Genomic DNA, 16,888 nt, shown 5'->3' with positions numbered 1-16,888 from the left:
GCACATCATGATCAACGTACGCATCCCGGCCGACTGGCCCACCACAGAGGCCGAAGCCCGCGCCGTCCAGGACGACTTGCGCACCCGCGTCGTGCTCGGCGAACCCGGACCACCGCCGGGCACGGGGCATGTCACCGGCGTCGATGTCGCGTACGACGACGAGCGTGACGTGGTCGTCGCGGCGGCCGTGGTGCTGGACGCCGCGACCCTGGAGGTCGTCGAGGAGGCCACCGCGGTCGGGCGGATCTCGTTCCCGTACGTTCCCGGGCTCCTGGCCTTCCGCGAGATACCCACCGTCCTCGCCGCGCTCGAGGAGCTCACGGCCGAGCCCGGCCTCGTCGTGTGCGACGGGTACGGCCTCGCGCACCCGCGCCGCTTCGGACTCGCCAGTCATCTAGGGGTGCTCGGCGGATACGCCACGATCGGCGTCGCCAAGAACCCCTTCGGCTTCACGCACGCCGAAATCGACGACCCGCGCGGGAGCGCGGCCGCCCTGCTCGACGGTGCGCAGGAGGTCGGCCGGGCCGTCCGTACGCAAGCCGGGGTGAAGCCGGTCTATGTGTCGGTCGGCCATCGCGTCGGCCTGGACACGGCGGTCGCGCACACCCTCCACCTGGCGCCCCGCTACCGCCTCCCGGAGACCACCAGGCGCGCCGACTCACTGTGCCGACGCGCCCTGGCAGAGGCCCTGGCGGGCCAGGGGCGGGACACCCCCTAGCGAACCGCGACGACCCGGAACCTGATCCCCGCGTCGCGCAGCCGGTCGATCAGCGCATCGCCCATCGCGACCGCGGTCGTGACCTGCCCGGACGTCTCGGGCAGCTCGTCGAAGGCGAGGCAGAGCGCCGACTCGGCGAACATCTTCGCCGTCTCGTCGTAGCCCGGGTCGCCGCCCGAGACCTCGGTGTACACCCGGCGCCCGCCGCCCTCGCCGACGAAGCGCACCGAGAACCAGCTCTTGGCGCGCCGCGCCTCGCTCGGGCCCTCGCCCGGCTTGACCCGGCCCGACAACCAGCGCCGCGCGGGCGGCAGTTGGGCCGCGGCGACCAGCGCGCCCATCGCGGCGGCGCCGCCGAGCGCGACGGACAGGTGCTTGACGGCGGCGTAGTGCCGGTAGCGGAAGTCGGGGCCGTACCGGGCGAGGGCCCGGGCCGAGCGCTGCACGATCTGCGGGTCGATCGTCGGCAGCGGCACCGCCCAGGCGCCGACCTCCTTGGCGTACCGCGGCGCGCTCACCGGGGCGTACGCGCGCCGGCCCACCACGCGCGGCTCGTACCGGCGCCGGTCCTGCGCGGCCGCCAGGGTCTGCCGGCCGCGCGCGAACGCGGTCAGCGCGGAGGCGAACGTACCGCCGGAGAACGTGGCGTTGGACCGTACGAAACCGTCGACCCGCAGCGGCACGTCCTCGGGGAGCTGCTGCACCGTGAAGTGCACCCCCAGGTCGTGCGGAATCGAGTCGAAGCCGCACGCGTGCACCAGGCGCGCACCGGTCTCCCGCGCGCGTGCGTCGTGCCGCACGTACATGAGGTCGACGAACTCCGGCTCACCGGTGAGGTCCAGATAGTCCGTGCCCGTGTCCGCGCAGGCCGCGACCAGATCCTGCCCGTAGGTGATGTACGGGCCGACCGTGCTGGCCACCACGCGCGCGCTCTGGGCGATCTCCCGCAGCGCGGCCGGGTCGTCGGCCTCGGCCCGGATCAGCGGAAGGTCGCCCCACCGCTTGTCGATCCCGGCCAGCCGCTCCCGCAGGCTCTCCAGCTTGGCCTCGCTGCGCCCGGCGAGGGCCCAGCGCAGTCCCTCGGGTGCGTGCTCGGCCAGGTACTCGGCGGTGAGCACCCCGACGAATCCCGTGGCACCGAAGAGCACGATGTCGTACGTACGCTCCGTACGCCCTGACTTGTCCTGGTCGGCCATGTCCTCGCACCCCTCGGTTCAGCTCTCGCGCCGTTGTCGGTGGCCGAGGCTAGCGTGCGTGGTGCAGAGCAGTCCGAGGACCCCGGAGGAGTGCCATGGCCACCGACCGCAAACCGGCTGAAAAGCCGGCCGGACATTCAACCGCGAAGCCGCCCAAGGCCTCAGCCGCGAAGCCGCCCAAGGCCGCCGTCGCGCGCTGGGAGAAGGCCCGCGCCTGCGCCCTCGGGATGCCGGGCGCCGTCGAGGAATTCCCCTGGGGCGAGTCCGCCGCCAAGGTCAGCAAGAAGGTGTTCGTCTTCCTCGGCATGGCCGACGGCAGCTACCCGATGGGCATGACGGTCAAGCTCACCGACCCCGAGGCGCATGCCCACGCCCTGTCCTTTCCCGGGGTCGAGCCCGCCGGGTACGGCCTGGGCAAGGCGGGCTGGGTGCGCATCGCGCTGGCGGAGAAGGGGGCACCCGCGGCGGAGCTGCTGTGCGACTGGGTGGAGGAGAGCTATCGGGCGATCGCACCGAAGAAGCAGGTCGCGGAGCTGGACGCGCGGTGAATCCGGGCCGCGTGCGGCAGGCTGCGCCAGGAGATTTCTAAGCGCTTGCTCGCCAGGTCTTGTGCGGAGTGGAACGCGTTCTTAACATCGCTGATGTTACATCAGTTGTGTCACAGTGCTGGGGGCTTGATGACAGGCACGGCAGGGACGTCACGGACGACAGGGACGGCAGGGACGGCAGGCACACCGACCGGGCGCCAGGGCCCGCTCACCGGCGTCAAGGTGGTCGAGCTGGCCGGCATCGGGCCGGGCCCGTTCGCCGCGATGCTGCTGGCCGACCTCGGCGCTGATGTCGTGCGGGTGGACCGCCCCGGCGGCGGCGGGCTCGCGGTGAACCCGCAGTACGACATCACCAACCGCAACAAGCGCTCCGTCCTGGTCGACCTGAAGTCCCCGGACGGCCCGGACCGGGTCCTCGACCTGGTCGAGCGCGCCGACATCCTCATCGAGGGCTACCGACCCGGCGTCGCCGAGCGCCTCGGTGTCGGCCCGGACGCCTGCAAGGCCCGCAACCCCCGCCTGGTGTACGGCCGGATGACCGGCTGGGGGCAACAGGGCCCGCTCGCCCAGAGCGCCGGGCACGACATCGCGTACATCGCGATCACCGGGACGCTCGGCATGATCGGCAACCCGGACGAGCCCCCGGCGATCCCCGCGAACCTCGTGGGGGACTACGCGGGCGGCTCCCTCTACCTCGTCGTCGGCGTGCTGGCCGCACTGCAGCACGCGCGCGTGACGGGAGAAGGACAGGTCGTGGACGCCGCGATCGTCGACGGAACGGCGCATCTGTCCGCGATGATCCACGGCATGATGGCGGCCGGCGGCTGGCAGGACCGGCGCGGCGCCAACCTGCTGGACGGCGGCTGCCCCTTCTACGGCACCTACGAGACGGCTGACGGCGGCTACATGGCGGTCGGCGCCCTGGAGCAGCAGTTCTACGACGAGTTCGTCGAGATGCTCGGCATCAAGGACCAGGCCCCGGCCCGCAAGGACCTGGCCGCGTGGGGCGACCTGAAGGCGGCGATCGCGGCGCAGTTCAAGACACGTACGCGCGACGAATGGACGCGGCTCTTCGAGGGCTCCGACGCCTGTGTGGCGCCCGTCCTCTCGCTGCGCGAGGCCCCCGGCCACCCGCACCTCGCGGCCCGCGGCACCTTCGTCGAGCACAGCGGCATCACCCAGCCGGCACCCGCGCCCCGCTTCTCGGCGACGCCCGGCAGCGTACGTACGGCACCCGCCCAGCCCGGCGCGGACACCGCGGAGGTGGCCGACGACTGGGACGTCCCGAGCCTGGCCCAGGACCGGACGAAGACCCAGGACCGGACGAAGACCCAGGACCGGACGAAGACCGAGGACCGGAAGAAGGACGACGCCTGATGGAGCTCTCGATTCCGCTCGCCTACTCCGGCGGAGATCCGCGCGAGGCCTGCGACCAGGCCGCCGCCCTTGAAGCGGCGGGCCTCGACGCGGTGTGGGTCGCCGAGGCCTACGGCTTCGACTCGCCCACGATCATGGGCTACTTGGCGGCGAAGACCGAGCGCATGAAGATCGGCGCCGGCATCCTCAACGTCTACTCCCGCACCCCCGCCCTCATCGCCCAGACCGCCGCCGGCCTCGACGCGATCTCCGGCGGCCGGGCGATCATGGGCCTCGGCGCCTCAGGACCGCAGGTGATCGAGGGCTGGCACGGGATGGCGTACGACAAGCCGCTCGGCCGCACCCGCGAGGCCATCGAGCTGACCCGCCGCATCCTGCGCCGCGAGGTCATCGACCACCACGGCATCACGGACATGCCCCGGCCCGGTGGTCTGGGCAAGCCGCTGAAGATCCTCACCAGGCCGGTGCGTTCCGAAGTCCCGCTCTACGTCGCCTCCTTGGGCCCGGCGAACGTGCGGATGACGGCCGAGATCGCCGACGGCTGGCTGCCCACGCTCTTCATCCCGGAGAAGGCCCACCAGGTGTGGGGCGCGCCGCTCGCCGAGGGCGGCGCCAAGCGCTCCCCGGAGCTGGGCCCGCTGCAGACGGTCGCGGGCGGTCTGCTCGCCATCGGCGAGGACGCCGCCGCGATCCGGGACTTCGCACGGCCCCAAATCGCGCTCTATGTAGGCGGCATGGGCGCGCCGGGCAAGAACTTCTACAACGACCTGGCGGTCGCGTACGGCTACGAGAAGGAAGCCAAGCGCATCCAGGAGCTCTACCTCTCCGGCAAGAAGAAGGAAGCCGAAGCGGCTGTCCCCGACGAGTTCTGCGAGCTCATCTCCCTGTGCGGACCGGAGAGTTACGTACGCGAGCGCGTCGAGGCCTTCCGCGCGGCGGGCGTCACCATGCTCAACGTCATTCCGGTCGGCCCCGAGCCGGCCAAGTTGGTCGAAACCGTCAAGAGCTGGCTCTAGGCCCTGTCGTCAAATTCCCGTCTGCCGTGCGACGCCCGGCACGCACTCTCGCCGCACCACCCGAAAGGCCAAGTACGTCCAGTACGAGACCTTCCGGGCGGCACGCCGAGAGCACGCACCGGACGCCGCACGGCCGCCCTTCGGGCAACGACGGGAATTTGACGACAGGACCTAGGCCCAAGGAGGCATCGAGTTCCATGACGTCACAGACGCCACAGACGCCCTCGGGCATGAAGCGGCAGCTCTACACCGCCGAGCACGAGGCCTTCCGGGAGGCCGTGCGGACCTTCCTCACCAAGGAGGTCACCCCGCACTACGAGCAGTGGGAGAAGGACGGCATCGTCTCCCGCGAGGCCTGGCTCGCGGCCGGCAAGCAGGGGCTGCTCGGGCTTGCCGTGCCCGAGGAGTACGGGGGCGGCGGGAACACCGACTTCCGCTACAGCGCGGTCCTCGCCGAGGAGTTCACCCGCGCGGGCGCGGCCGGGCTCGCGGTCGGCCTGCACAACGACATCATCGGGCCCTACCTGACCGGCCTCGGCACCGACGAGCAGAAACGGCGCTGGCTGCCCAAGTTCTGCAGCGGCGAGATCGTCACCGCGATCGCCATGACCGAGCCGGGCGCGGGCTCCGACCTCCAGGGCATCCGTACGACCGCCGAGGACAAGGGCGACCACTGGCTGCTCAACGGCTCCAAGACCTTCATCTCCAACGGCATCATCTCCGACCTGGTGATCGTCGTCGCCAAGACGACGCCGGAAGGTGGCGCGAAGGGCCTGTCGCTCCTCGTCGTCGAGCGCGGCATGGAGGGCTTCGAGCGCGGCCGGAACCTGGACAAGATCGGCCAGAAGGCCCAGGACACCGCCGAGTTGTTCTTCAACGAGGTGAAGGTCCCCAAGGAGAATCTCCTGGGCGAGCTCGACGGCGCCTTCATCCACCTGATGACCAACCTCGCGCAGGAGCGCATGGGCATCGCGGTCGCCGCGATCGCCGCCGCCGAGTACCTCCTCGAAATCACCATGCAGTACGTGCAGGAGCGCGAGGCCTTCGGCCGCAAGCTGGCCAAGCTCCAGCACATCCGGTTCGAGATCGCCGAGATGGCCACCGAGTGCGCCGTCACCCGTACGTTCCTCGACCGCTGCATCGTCGATCACTCGAACGGGGAACTCGACGCCGTGCACGCCTCCATGGCCAAGTGGTGGGCCACGGAACTGCAGAAACGCGTCGCCGACCGCTGTCTGCAACTGCACGGCGGCTACGGCTATATGACCGAATACCGCGTGGCCAGGGCCTTCACGGACGGCCGTATCCAGACCATCTACGGCGGTACGACCGAGATCATGAAGGAGATCATCGGGCGTTCCCTGCTGCCCTAGCCCTCCCGGCCGCCTTGCACAGCCACCCTCATTCCGCACCCCTGAAAGGCTTGAGACCTTGAGCACCGAAGCGTACGTGTACGACGCGATCCGCACCCCGCGCGGGCGCGGCAAGGCCAATGGCGCCCTGCACGGCACCAAGCCCATCGACCTCGTCGTCGGCCTGATCCACGAGATCCAGGCCCGCTTCCCGTCCCTGGACCCGGCCGCGATCGACGACATCGTGCTCGGCGTGGTCGGCCCGGTCGGCGACCAGGGCTCCGACATCGCCCGGATCGCGGCCATCGCCGCAGGACTGCCGGACACGGTGGCCGGCGTACAGGAGAACCGCTTCTGTGCCTCGGGCCTGGAAGCCGTCAACATGGCGGCCATGAAGGTCCGTTCGGGCTGGGAGGACCTGGTGCTCGCGGGCGGCGTCGAGTCGATGTCGCGGGTGCCGATGGCCTCGGACGGCGGCGCCTGGTTCGCCGACCCGATGACCAACTGGGACACCAACTTCGCGCCCCAGGGCATCGGCGCCGACCTCATCGCCACCATCGAGGGCTTCAGCCGCCGGGACGTCGACGAGTACGCGGCCCTCTCGCAGGAGCGCGCGGCCAACGCCGTGAAGGACGGCCGGTTCGCGCGGTCCGTCGTGCCGGTCAAGGACCGCAGCGGCCTGACGATCCTCGACCACGACGAGCACCTGCGGCCCGGCACCACCGCCGACTCGCTCGCCAAGCTGAAGGCGTCCTTCGCCGACATCGGCGACCTGGGCGGCTTCGACGCGGTCGCGCTGCAGAAGTACCACTGGATCGAGAAGATCGACCACGTGCACCACGCCGGCAACTCCTCCGGCATCGTCGACGGCGCCTCCCTGGTCGCCATCGGCAACAAGGAGGTGGGGGAGCGGTACGGCCTCACCCCACGCGCCCGCATCGTCTCCGTCGCGGTCTCCGGCTCGGAGCCGACCATCATGCTCACCGGGCCCGCCCCGGCCACCCGCAAGGCCCTCGCCAAGGCCGGACTGACCATCGACGACATCGACCTCGTCGAGATCAACGAGGCGTTCGCGGCGGTCGTCCTGCGCTTCGTCAAGGACATGGGCCTGTCCCTGGACAAGGTCAACGTCAACGGCGGCGCCATCGCTCTCGGCCACCCGCTCGGCGCGACCGGCGCGATGATCCTCGGCACCCTCGTCGACGAGCTGGAGCGCCAGGACAAGCGCTACGGCCTGGCCACGCTGTGCGTCGGCGGCGGCATGGGCATCGCCACGATCGTCGAGCGCCTGTAACTCCCCAGCGGATCCAGCCCACTTCCCCAGCTTCCTTGAGCTCCCCCGAGCTCTTTGCGGAAGCTTCCTTGAGCTTTCATACGGAGACGTAGAAATGACCGAGAGCACCACCATCCGCTGGGAACAGGACGACACGGGCATCGTCACCCTCGTCCTGGACGACCCGAACCAGTCCGCGAACACCATGAATCAGGCGTTCAAGGACTCCATCGCGGCGATCGCCGACCGCGCGGAGGCCGCCCTCGCCGAGAACCCGGACTCCATCCGCGGCATCATCTACACCTCCGCGAAGAAGACCTTCTTCGCGGGCGGCGACCTCAAGGACATGATCCAGATCGGCCCGGAGAACGCCCAGCTGGCGTTCGACGCGGGCACCGCCATCAAGTCCTCGCTGCGCCGCATCGAGACCCTCGGCAAGCCGGTCGTCGCCGCGATCAACGGCGCGGCCCTGGGCGGCGGTTACGAGATCGCGCTCGCCTCGCACCACCGCGTCGCCCTCGACGCCAAGGGCTCCAAGATCGGCCTGCCCGAGGTCACCCTCGGCCTGCTCCCCGCGGGCGGCGGCGTCACCCGCACCGTCCGCCTCATGGGCATCGCCGACGCGCTCCTCAAGGTCCTGCTGCAGGGCACCCAGTACTCGCCGCAGCGCGCCCTGGAGAACGGCCTGGTCCACGAAGTGGCCGCCACCCCCGAGGAGATGATCGAGAAGGCCCGCGCCTTCATCGAGGCCAACCCGGAGTCGGTCCAGCCCTGGGACAAGCCCGGCTACAAGATCCCCGGCGGCACCCCGGCCAACCCGAAGTTCGCCGCCAACCTGCCGGCCTTCCCGGCCAACCTCAAGAAGCAGACCAACGGCGCCAACTACCCGGCCCCGCGCAACATCCTCGCGGCCGCCGTCGAGGGCTCCCAGGTCGACTTCGAGACCGCGCTGATCATCGAGGCGCGCTACTTCACCGAGCTGGTCACGGGCCAGGTCGCGAAGAACATGATCCAGGCGTTCTTCTTCGACCTGAGCGCCGTCAACTCCGGTGCCAACCGCCCCAAGGGCATCGAGCAGCGCAAGGCCCGCAAGGTCGCCGTCCTCGGCGCCGGGATGATGGGCGCGGGCATCGCCTACTCGTGCGCCCGCGCCGGCATCGAGGTCGTCCTCAAAGACGTGTCCCAGGAGGCCGCGGACAAGGGCAAGGGCTACTCGGTCAAGCTGTGCGAGAAGGCCGTCTCCCGTGGCCGTACCACTCAGGAGAAGGCCGACGCGCTGCTCGCCCTGATCACACCGACCGCCGACCCACAGGGTGTAGCGGGCTGCGACGCGGTGATCGAGGCGGTCTTCGAGGACCCGGCGCTCAAGCACAAGGTCTTCCAGGAGATCCAGGACATCGTCGAGCCCGACGCGCTGCTCTGCTCCAACACCTCCACCCTGCCGATCACCGCCCTGGCAGAGGGGGTTTCGCGTCCGGTCGACTTCATCGGCCTGCACTTCTTCTCGCCCGTCGACAAGATGCCGCTGGTCGAGATCATCAAGGGCGCGGGCACCGGAGACGAGGCCCTGGCGCGCGCCTTCGACCTCGTACGGCAGATCAACAAGACGCCGATCGTCGTCAACGACTCGCGCGGCTTCTTCACCTCGCGCGTCATCGGCCACTTCATCAACGAGGGCGTCGCGATGGTCGGCGAGGGCATCGAGCCCGCCTCCGTCGAGCAGGCCGCGGCCCAGGCCGGCTACCCGGCGAAGGTCCTCTCCCTGATGGACGAGCTGACCCTCACCCTCCCGCGCAAGATCCGCAACGAGTCGAAGAAGGCCATCGAGGACGAGGGCGGCACCTGGCCCTCGCACCCCGCCGAGGGCGTCATCGACCGCATGATCGACGACTTCGACCGCAAGGGACGCGCGGCCGGGGCGGGCTTCTACGAGTACGTCGACGGCAAGCGCGCGGGCCTCTGGCCGGGCCTGCGCGAGCACTTCACCCGCGAGGGCGCCGAGATCCCCTTCGAGGACATGCAGGAGCGCATGCTCTTCTCGGAGGCCCTCGACACCGTCCGGCTCTTCGAGGAAGGCGTCCTCACGTCGGTCGCCGACGCCAACATCGGCTCCATCTTCGGCATCGGATTCCCGGGCTGGACCGGTGGTGTCGTGCAGTACATGAACGGGTACGAGGGCGGGCTCGCCGGATTCGTGGCGCGCGCCCGTGAGCTGGCCGAGCGGTACGGCGACCGGTTCCTGCCGCCCGCGCTGCTCGTCGAAAAGGCCGAGAAGGGCGAGAAGTTCACGGACGCGTGACCGTGCGCCGCGGCTGACACTTCGTCGGCGGCTGCGGGCCCTTCGGGCCTCGCGGTCGCCGACGACGCGTTTCACGGGATTGACGCGCGGAACGGGTGGGCACGCTCGAAAGCGATGAACGAATAGTCCGGAGAGTCTGATTCATCCCGTACGTGTGACCGGGCTGGGTCCTCCGGTGCGTGTGATCGGGGAACGGCGCGAGAGGAAGCACGATGCCACTGGCGGAACCCCACCCCTTCCTGTCCCTGCTCGCCGCTCTCGCCCTGCTCTTCGAGGACCGCGCCTGGATCGCCGTCGCCGTGATGGCGGCCGCCACCGCCGCCGGGATCCTCCTCGCGGGCCGCACCGCACGCCATGCGGCGCTCGTCCTGCTGCTCGCCTCGGGCACCATGCTCACCACCGTCGTGGTCGACCTGGTGCCGGAGACCTGGCACGAGAGCGTTCTGACCGGAGTCCCCGGCTGGCTGCCGTTCGCGGCCGCGACACTCTCGTACGTCCTCGTCTCCTGCCTCACCCGGCACGAAGGCGCACACCCACGACGGGTGGCCGCGCGCAGCCGCGGTGCCCACGCACCGGGCCGGCACCGCCGCATCGAAGAGGCCGCCGGCGTGCTGTCCGCCGGGCTCGGCGCCGCGACCGCCCTGGCCGTGCACCGCGTGGTCGAGGGGACCACGCTGGCCCTCGTCTTCTCCGTGCCGGTCTGTCTGGCGCTGCTCGTGACCTCGGCGGGCAACGGCCTCGCCCTCGGGGCGATGCTGCACGACGCACGCCAACCCCTCGGGCCGTGGCTGCTGCTCGCCTGTCTGAGTCCGGCGGCCGGCGTCCTCGCCGCGCTCGCCCTCCATCTGTCGCAGACCGCGCTTCCGTTGGGGCTCGCGCTCGTCGCCGGGATCGTGGTGCGGCTCGCGGTCATCGGGTTCCGGGTCGCGGCACGGAAGCGGGCGGCCCAGGGCCTCCTCGCACGCTGGCACCTGACCACGGTGGCCGCGGCGGCCCTGGCGACGGGGGCGCTGCTGATCGCCGCGCACTGACGCCGCACCGGTTTCCGCGAGGCCGCCGTCTCGCCCGAAGGACGCCGCCCGACCGTACAGAAAGGCAGATGGCCGTGGGGGATACCCGCTCCGCCGAGGAGCCCACCGCTGCGCACGTCAGCACCGCGCGCCACATGGGGCCGGACGCCGCCGGCCACCACGACCGGCACCCGGAATTCCCGGGCCAGGACCGGCCGTTGCTCACCCCGGACGACGTACACCACAAGTGGTTCACCACGGCCCGGCTGCGGGAGGGGTACGACCTGGGGCAGGTCGACAGCTTCCTGCACGACGTCGAGGTCACCCTCGACCGGCTCTACCGGGACAACGCGGCCCTGCGCGGCCGGCTGGACCAGGCCCCCGCGCAACCCGCCCCGGCGGACGGCGAGTTCGCGGCACGAGTGCTGGCCCTGGCCGACCGGACCGCCGAGCAGACGCTGGCCTCCGCGTGCACCGAGGCGACCAGGATCCTGAGCGAGGCGCAGGAGCGGGCGGCCCGGATCGAGCAGGAGGCGGCGGAGGCGGCGCGGCGCACAGGGCAGGAGGCGGTGGAGGCGGCGCGGCGTACCGGGCAGGAGGCGGTGGAGCGCGGTCGCGCGCAGGTCGCCGCGGAGGCCGCCGACCTCGACCGCCAACTGCACGCCAGACGCTCGGAGCTGGCGGCGCTCAACAGCTCCCGGCTCTCCCTCGAGCGGCAACTCGCCGGTCTGCGCGGCCTGGTGGCCGAATACCGCAGCGGCCTGACGGTCACTGTCGCCGACGGCCTGGACGCGGTCGACCGCCGTGCCGACGCCTATCTGGGGGCGGCGTCCCCGCCTCCGCCGGGCCCTTTCATGAGCCATTGATGACCGCGACGTGAAGGCGGTGTGCGCCCGGAGCCCCGCACTCCGGGCGCACTTATGTCTTTGATACAAACGGGGAGTTGCGGGGCGGACCGCCCTGCAGCCGTTCAACTCGCAAGGAAACACGCAAGGAAACAACGGGGAGGAGCCGCACCATGCGGTTCGCATCGCATCGCGCCGTCCAGGGTGTCGGCATCGGGGTTCTCGCCCTGTCGCTCGCACTCACGGGCTGCGGGGGCAAGAAGAACAAGAAGAAGAACCGCAACGGCCGTTCGGGCCACGCGGCCCCGGCCGTGCCCGGCGCCGGCGCGGTGTCCCGCACCGGTCTGCTCACGGTGGACGAGGTGCTGCCGCCCGCCGACGCCATGCCGCCGACCCTGCGTACGGTGAAGACGGAGGAAGCCCGCTCGGGCAAGGCGGTCAAGGGCTGTGTCCCCGCCGGCAAGTGCAAGGGCTCCGTGGCCAGTGGCTTCGTCGGCTGGCAGAGCGCCGACAACAAGGACAGCGCCGACTTCAAGGTGATCGTCTTCAAGAACGCGAGCCAGGCCACCCGGGCCTTCGCCGACTGGAAGTACGAGGCGACCAACAAGCCCGACCAGTACAAGGCCGCGCCGACGGCCAACGTCGCCGAGCAGACGTACGCCTACGGCTACAACCCGCAGTACCGCTCCGACGCGAGCGACCAGACGGTCCTGCTCCAGCAGGGCAAGTTCATCGGCATCGTCAAGAGCAAGGGTGCGACCGACCTCGCCGACCGGCCCAGCGCCCTCGCCGAGCTGTCGAAGATGTTCGCCGAGCGGTTGCTGCAGAGCGCCACGGGCCAGGACATCACCGCGAACGCGGCAGCGGTCAAGCTCCCTTGACCGCTCCGCGCTCTGCGCGGGAGGGTGCTGCGGACCCCGGATAGCGGGCTCGCAGCTCCTCCTTGAGGGACCGCTGGAAGGCCGTGACCAGCGCCTGCATCACCATCGGCTGCATGTGGGCGGACAGGGACTTCATCGCCTCCACCGCCTCCGGGTTGCGCTCCTTCTCGCTGTACGGACCCCACACCTCGTCCTGGAACAGCCGCGTCAGCTCCTTCGCCGCCTCGCGCGAGTGCTCCAGCATCACCGTGCGGGCGGCCAGGATCGTCTCCAACGCGATGGGTACGTCGAGGAGTCGGACCCCGAGGTGCAGGATGCCCGGGTCGATCCGGAAGGTGTCGGGGGCGGCGGTGCGCTCCAGGACGTTCATCGCGGCGAGCCGGTCCAGGTCGCTCTCGGTCAGTGCGCGCCCGGCCCGCCGCTCCAACTGCTCGCGGCTCGTCTCCTCGGCGCCCTCCGGGATCCAACTGGCCACCAGGGCGCGGTGGATGGCGAGATCGTGCTCGCTCATGTCCGGCGGCAGCTGCTCCAGATAGCGCTCGATCGCGGCCAGCGTCAGACCGTGGTGCTGCAGCTCCTCGATGAGGGCGAGCCGGGACAGATGCTCGGGGCCGTAGCGGCCGACGCGGCGGGGGCCGATGACGGGCGGCGGCAGCAGTCCGCGCGTGCTGTAGAAGCGGACGGTGCGGACGGTGACGCCGGCGCGCGCGGCCAGTTCGTCGACCGTCAGCGTCGGCGCCGCCTCTGTATCTGGCTCGGTCGTCATGCCTGCGCTCCATCTCCCCGCCGTGTGCATCAATGCAGTGCAACAGTATTGCTGTCTCACTGAAATTGCCCAAGAGTGGCGGGGCATCTCGCCTGCGCATTGAGGTCCCATCCGTCGATGACGACGCCTGGAGGCGGTCTTGACCACGATCCTGCGCCTTCCCGGAGATCCCGCCGAGCTGACCCTGCCCGCACTGCTCCTGCGCAATGCCCAGGACCACGGCGACCTGCCGGCCCTGTCCTGGCGCGACGCCGAAGGCTCCTGGACCACCCTTACCTGGGCCGAGGCCCGCCACGAGGTCGGCGTCCTCGCCGCCGGGTACGCCGCACTGGGCGTGGAGCGCGGCGAGCACGTCCTGATGATGATGGGCAACCGCGCCGAGCACTGGCTGACCGACCTGGCCCTCACCCACCTCGGCGCCGTCCCCGTCACGGTGTACAGCACGGCCGCGCCCGAGCAGGTCGCCCACATCGCCCGGCACAGCCGCGCCCGCCTCGCCGTTCTCGAGGGGGCCCGGGAACTGGCGCGCTGGGAGCCCCTGTTGGCGGACGAATCGGTTCCGCTGGCCCGGCTGATCGTGCTGGAGGAGGCCGACGCCGCCGACCACGCGACGTATGAGTCGGTGCGCTCCACCGGGGCCGCCCGCTTCACCGCGGACGCCTTCGAGAAGGCCTGGCAGGAGACCCGCCCGACCGACCCGCTGACCGTCGTCTACACCTCGGGCACCACCGGCGACCCCAAGGGCGTACGGATCACTCACCGCAACGTCGTCCTCAACGGCGTCGCCCTCGACCGGATGGTCGAGCTGCCCGACCACGTCGAGCACATCTGCTACCTCCCCTTCGCCCACATCGCGGAGCGCATGCTCGGCATCTATCTGCCGGTGTTCCGCGCCTCGCACGTCCACCTGTGCGCCGAACCGGCGCAGGTCGCGGCGACGGCCCGGGAGCTGCACCCGGCCCAGTTCTTCGGGGTGCCGAGGGTCTGGGAGAAGCTCGCCGCCTCCGTACGGTCCGCGCTCGCCGTGCTGCCCGCGGAGCAGCAGCAGGCCATCGCCGCCGCGGGCGACACTGCCCGCGCGCACCTCGCGTACCGCGAGAAGGGCGAGGAACCGCCGGCCCCACTGGAAGCCGCGTACCAGCAGGCCAAGGAGGGGATCCTCGACCCGCTGCTCGCGATGGCCGGCTTCGAGCGCCTGGTGTGGACGGCGAGCGCCTCCGCGCCGATGCCGCTCGACGTGGTGCGGTTCTGGGCCGGGTTCGGCATCGCGATCATGGACGCCTGGGGGCTGACCGAGACCATCGGGGTGGCCACCACCAACACCCCGGCCGCCTTCCGGCTCGGCTCGGTCGGGCGGCCCCTCGACGGCGTGGAGATACGGACGGCCGAGGACGGCGAGATCTTCGTACGCGGCGAGACCGTCTTCGACGGCTATCTGCGGGCCGACGGCACGGTGGCGAGCGCCTGCGACACCGGCGGCTGGTTCCCGACCGGCGACATCGGCCGGATCGACGCGGACGGTTTCCTCTGGCTCACCGACCGCAAGAAGGAAATGATCATTACGTCGACGGGCAAGAACGTCTCGCCCGCACTCGTCGAGAACACCCTCAAGGAACACCCGCTGATCGGCCAGGCCCTGGCCCACGGGGACGGCCGCTCCTATCTGGTGGCCCTCCTTGTCCTCGACGCGGAGATGGCACCGGTCTGGGCGAAGGCCCACGGGATCGAGCCCGAGGGAATCTCGCTGGTCGACCACACCGAGGTCATCGCCGAGATCGCGCGAGCCGTCGAGGCGGCCAACGCGCGCCTCAACCGCACCGAGCAGATCAAGCGTTACCGCCTGCTCGCCGAGGAATGGGGACCGGAGACCGGCGAACTCACGCCCTCCCTCAAGCTGCGCCGCCGGATAATTGGTGAGAAGTACGAAGACGTCATTGCGGATCTGTACAACCCGGACAGCGATATTCCGTAAAGGCCTTGATCAACATGTGAGATGTTCCGCTATGTGAACTGCGCCACCGCGCCGCGGGTTAACCCTGGGTAAAGGTGTGCCGTTGGTTCGTGCCGCGTCAGGGGTGGCACGGGCCCGAGCACCCCCTGGTCCACAGAGAGTAGAACGACCCGTGAGCAAGGAAGCCGTCACCACGGCCTCGGCCGCACCCCGCACAGGTGCCGCCCCCCAGCCGCCCGCGGACGCGGGCGACGCCGGTTACAGCAAGGACCTCAAGGCCCGCCACATCAACATGATCGCGATCGGCGGAGCGATCGGCACCGGTCTGTTCCTCGGTGCGGGCGGCCGCCTCAACTCGGCCGGACCTGGCCTTGCCCTCGCCTACCTGGTGTGCGGCATCTTCGCGTTCTTCGTCGTCAGAGCCCTCGGTGAGCTGGTCGTCTACCGACCCTCCTCCGGCTCGTTCGTCTCTTACGCGCGTGAGTTCCTCGGCGAGAAGGGCGCGTACGTCGCCGGCTGGGCGTACTTCCTCAACTGGTCGACCACCGGCATCGCGGACATCACCGCGATCGCGATGTACACGCACTACTGGAGCTTCTTCACCGACATCCCCCAGTGGGTGCTCGCACTGATAGCCCTCGCCATCGTCCTCGTCGTGAACCTGATCTCGGTGAAGATCTTCGGCGAGATGGAGTTCTGGTTCTCGATCGTGAAGGTCGCCGCCCTGGTCGCCTTCATGCTGATCGGCATCTTCCTGCTCGTCACGTCGCACGAGGTCGGCGGCCAGACGCCGGGCCTGCACGTCGTCACCGACAACGGCGGCCTCTTCCCGGCCGGCCTGATGCCCGTGGTGATCGTGATGCAGGGTGTCGTCTTCGCGTACGCCTCCCTCGAACTGGTCGGCGTCGCGGCGGGCGAGACCGCCGAGCCGCAGAAGATCGTCCCGCGTGCGGTGAACTCGATCATGTGGCGCGTAGGCCTCTTCTACGTCGGCTCGGTCGTCCTCCTCGCCCTCCTCATGCCCGGCTCGATGTACTCCAGCGACGAGAGCCCCTTCGTCACGGTCCTCTCGAACGTCGGCGTCCCGGCGGCCGGCGACGTCATGAACCTGGTCGTGCTCACGGCCGCCATGTCGTCCCTCAACTCCGGCCTCTACTCCACGGGCCGCATCCTGCGCTCCATGGCGATGGCGGGCTCCGCGCCCTCCTTCACCGCGAAGATGAGCCGCAACAAGGTGCCCTACGGCGGCATCCTGCTCACCTCGGGCATCTGCGTCCTCGGTGTCGGCCTCAACTTCCTGATGCCGGAGAAGGCCTTCGAGATCGTCCTGAACGTCGCGTCGCTCGGCATCATCACCACCTGGGTCACGATCATGGTCTGCCACCTGGTGTTCGTGCGCCGGGCCAAGCAGGGTCTGCTCGAACGGCCCAAGTTCCGCCTCCCGGGCAGCCCCGTCACGGAGATCGTGACGATCGCCTTCCTGCTGACCGTCCTCGGCCTGATGTGGCAGGACCCGGAGATCGGCCGCCGCACGCTCTTCCTGATCCCGGTGATCGCCGTGGCGCTGGTCATCGGCTGGTTCGGGGTCCGCGGCAAGGTCGCGCGGAACGAGGCGGAGCGGGCGGACCAGGAACTGGGCATCAAGCAGTAGCTCCC

General features: G+C 70.3%; 14 protein-coding genes. 12 read left to right on the top strand and 2 right to left on the bottom strand.

Features of this window, described 5'->3' with window-relative positions; translation table 11 throughout:
• Positions 1-7 precede the first annotated feature (7 nt).
• Positions 8-718 (top strand): endonuclease V, encoded by a 711-nt coding sequence (locus OG430_RS09460; protein ID WP_327351989.1) that lies wholly within the window; start codon positions 8-10, stop codon positions 716-718.
• Here OG430_RS09460 and OG430_RS09455 read toward each other — a convergent pair.
• The gene (locus tag OG430_RS09455) at positions 715-1,914 is read right to left on the bottom strand and encodes a saccharopine dehydrogenase family protein (protein WP_327351988.1); all 1,200 of its coding nucleotides are present in this window, start codon (positions 1,912-1,914) and stop codon (positions 715-717) included. The genes OG430_RS09460 and OG430_RS09455 overlap by 4 nt on opposite strands.
• A 227-nt stretch (positions 1,915-2,141) precedes the next feature.
• Here OG430_RS09455 and OG430_RS09450 point away from each other — a divergent pair, with 227 nt between their 5' ends.
• The 9 genes from OG430_RS09450 to OG430_RS09410 all read left to right on the top strand — a co-directional run bounded on the left by OG430_RS09450 (position 2,142) and on the right by OG430_RS09410 (position 12,515).
• Positions 2,142-2,462 (top strand): MmcQ/YjbR family DNA-binding protein, encoded by a 321-nt coding sequence (locus tag OG430_RS09450; protein WP_327359017.1) that lies wholly within the window; start codon positions 2,142-2,144, stop codon positions 2,460-2,462.
• 129 nt (positions 2,463-2,591) lie between these two features.
• Positions 2,592-3,839 (top strand): CaiB/BaiF CoA transferase family protein, encoded by a 1,248-nt coding sequence (locus tag OG430_RS09445; protein ID WP_442816458.1) that lies wholly within the window; start codon positions 2,592-2,594, stop codon positions 3,837-3,839.
• Positions 3,839-4,855 carry an LLM class F420-dependent oxidoreductase gene (locus OG430_RS09440; RefSeq protein WP_327351986.1) on the top strand — a complete coding sequence of 339 codons (1,017 nt, stop codon included), beginning with the start codon at positions 3,839-3,841 and terminating at the stop codon, positions 4,853-4,855. Before OG430_RS09445 ends, OG430_RS09440 begins: the two co-directional genes overlap by 1 nt.
• A 230-nt stretch (positions 4,856-5,085) precedes the next feature.
• The gene (locus tag OG430_RS09435) at positions 5,086-6,228 is read left to right on the top strand and encodes an acyl-CoA dehydrogenase family protein (RefSeq protein ID WP_327359016.1); all 1,143 of its coding nucleotides are present in this window, start codon (positions 5,086-5,088) and stop codon (positions 6,226-6,228) included.
• Positions 6,229-6,286: 58 nt separating this feature from the next.
• Positions 6,287-7,501, top strand: coding sequence for an acetyl-CoA C-acetyltransferase (locus tag OG430_RS09430; RefSeq protein ID WP_327351985.1), 1,215 nt, complete (start codon positions 6,287-6,289; stop codon positions 7,499-7,501).
• Positions 7,502-7,595: 94 nt separating this feature from the next.
• The gene (locus OG430_RS09425) at positions 7,596-9,779 is read left to right on the top strand and encodes a 3-hydroxyacyl-CoA dehydrogenase NAD-binding domain-containing protein (RefSeq protein ID WP_327351984.1); all 2,184 of its coding nucleotides are present in this window, start codon (positions 7,596-7,598) and stop codon (positions 9,777-9,779) included.
• 212 nt (positions 9,780-9,991) lie between these two features.
• Positions 9,992-10,810 (top strand): hypothetical protein, encoded by an 819-nt coding sequence (locus tag OG430_RS09420; protein ID WP_327351983.1) that lies wholly within the window; start codon positions 9,992-9,994, stop codon positions 10,808-10,810.
• 68 nt (positions 10,811-10,878) lie between these two features.
• Positions 10,879-11,655, top strand: a complete 777-nt coding sequence (locus OG430_RS09415; protein ID WP_327351982.1) for a DivIVA domain-containing protein — start codon at positions 10,879-10,881, stop codon at positions 11,653-11,655.
• Positions 11,656-11,807: 152 nt separating this feature from the next.
• Positions 11,808-12,515, top strand: coding sequence for a hypothetical protein (locus tag OG430_RS09410; RefSeq protein ID WP_327351981.1), 708 nt, complete (start codon positions 11,808-11,810; stop codon positions 12,513-12,515).
• Here the strand turns inward: OG430_RS09410 and OG430_RS09405 are convergent.
• On the bottom strand, positions 12,502-13,281 hold the full coding sequence (locus OG430_RS09405; RefSeq protein WP_327351980.1) for a MerR family transcriptional regulator: 780 nt from the start codon (positions 13,279-13,281) through the stop codon (positions 12,502-12,504). The two genes, OG430_RS09410 and OG430_RS09405, sit on opposite strands and share 14 nt — an antisense overlap.
• Before the next feature lie 139 nt (positions 13,282-13,420).
• Here OG430_RS09405 and OG430_RS09400 point away from each other — a divergent pair, with 139 nt between their 5' ends.
• On the top strand, positions 13,421-15,253 hold the full coding sequence (locus OG430_RS09400) for an AMP-dependent synthetase/ligase (protein WP_327351979.1): 1,833 nt from the start codon (positions 13,421-13,423) through the stop codon (positions 15,251-15,253).
• Positions 15,254-15,404: 151 nt separating this feature from the next.
• Positions 15,405-16,883: an amino acid permease gene (locus OG430_RS09395; RefSeq protein WP_327351978.1), complete on the top strand. Its 1,479-nt coding sequence runs from the start codon at positions 15,405-15,407 to the stop codon at positions 16,881-16,883.
• Positions 16,884-16,888: the final 5 nt, after the last annotated feature.

Origin of the sequence: Streptomyces sp. NBC_01304, assembly GCF_035975855.1 — a bacterium.
In the GTDB taxonomy this organism is placed as follows: Bacteria; Actinomycetota; Actinomycetes; order Streptomycetales; family Streptomycetaceae; genus Streptomyces.
Note: the sequence above shows the minus strand (reverse complement) of the source record. Positions and strands in the feature narration are given on the sequence as shown.

Coding starts and splice junctions, on each gene's coding strand:
- OG430_RS09455 (WP_327351988.1), bottom strand. CDS start 1,914: ATGGCCGACCAGGACAAGTCAGGGCGTACGGAGCGTACGTACGACATC.
- OG430_RS09440 (WP_327351986.1), top strand. CDS start 3,839: ATGGAGCTCTCGATTCCGCTCGCCTACTCCGGCGGAGATCCGCGCGAG.
- OG430_RS09410 (WP_327351981.1), top strand. CDS start 11,808: ATGCGGTTCGCATCGCATCGCGCCGTCCAGGGTGTCGGCATCGGGGTT.
- OG430_RS09445 (WP_442816458.1), top strand. CDS start 2,592: ATGACAGGCACGGCAGGGACGTCACGGACGACAGGGACGGCAGGGACG.
- OG430_RS09405 (WP_327351980.1), bottom strand. CDS start 13,281: ATGACGACCGAGCCAGATACAGAGGCGGCGCCGACGCTGACGGTCGAC.
- OG430_RS09450 (WP_327359017.1), top strand. CDS start 2,142: ATGCCGGGCGCCGTCGAGGAATTCCCCTGGGGCGAGTCCGCCGCCAAG.
- OG430_RS09415 (WP_327351982.1), top strand. CDS start 10,879: ATGGCCGTGGGGGATACCCGCTCCGCCGAGGAGCCCACCGCTGCGCAC.
- OG430_RS09460 (WP_327351989.1), top strand. CDS start 8: ATGATCAACGTACGCATCCCGGCCGACTGGCCCACCACAGAGGCCGAA.
- OG430_RS09435 (WP_327359016.1), top strand. CDS start 5,086: ATGAAGCGGCAGCTCTACACCGCCGAGCACGAGGCCTTCCGGGAGGCC.
- OG430_RS09425 (WP_327351984.1), top strand. CDS start 7,596: ATGACCGAGAGCACCACCATCCGCTGGGAACAGGACGACACGGGCATC.
- OG430_RS09420 (WP_327351983.1), top strand. CDS start 9,992: ATGCCACTGGCGGAACCCCACCCCTTCCTGTCCCTGCTCGCCGCTCTC.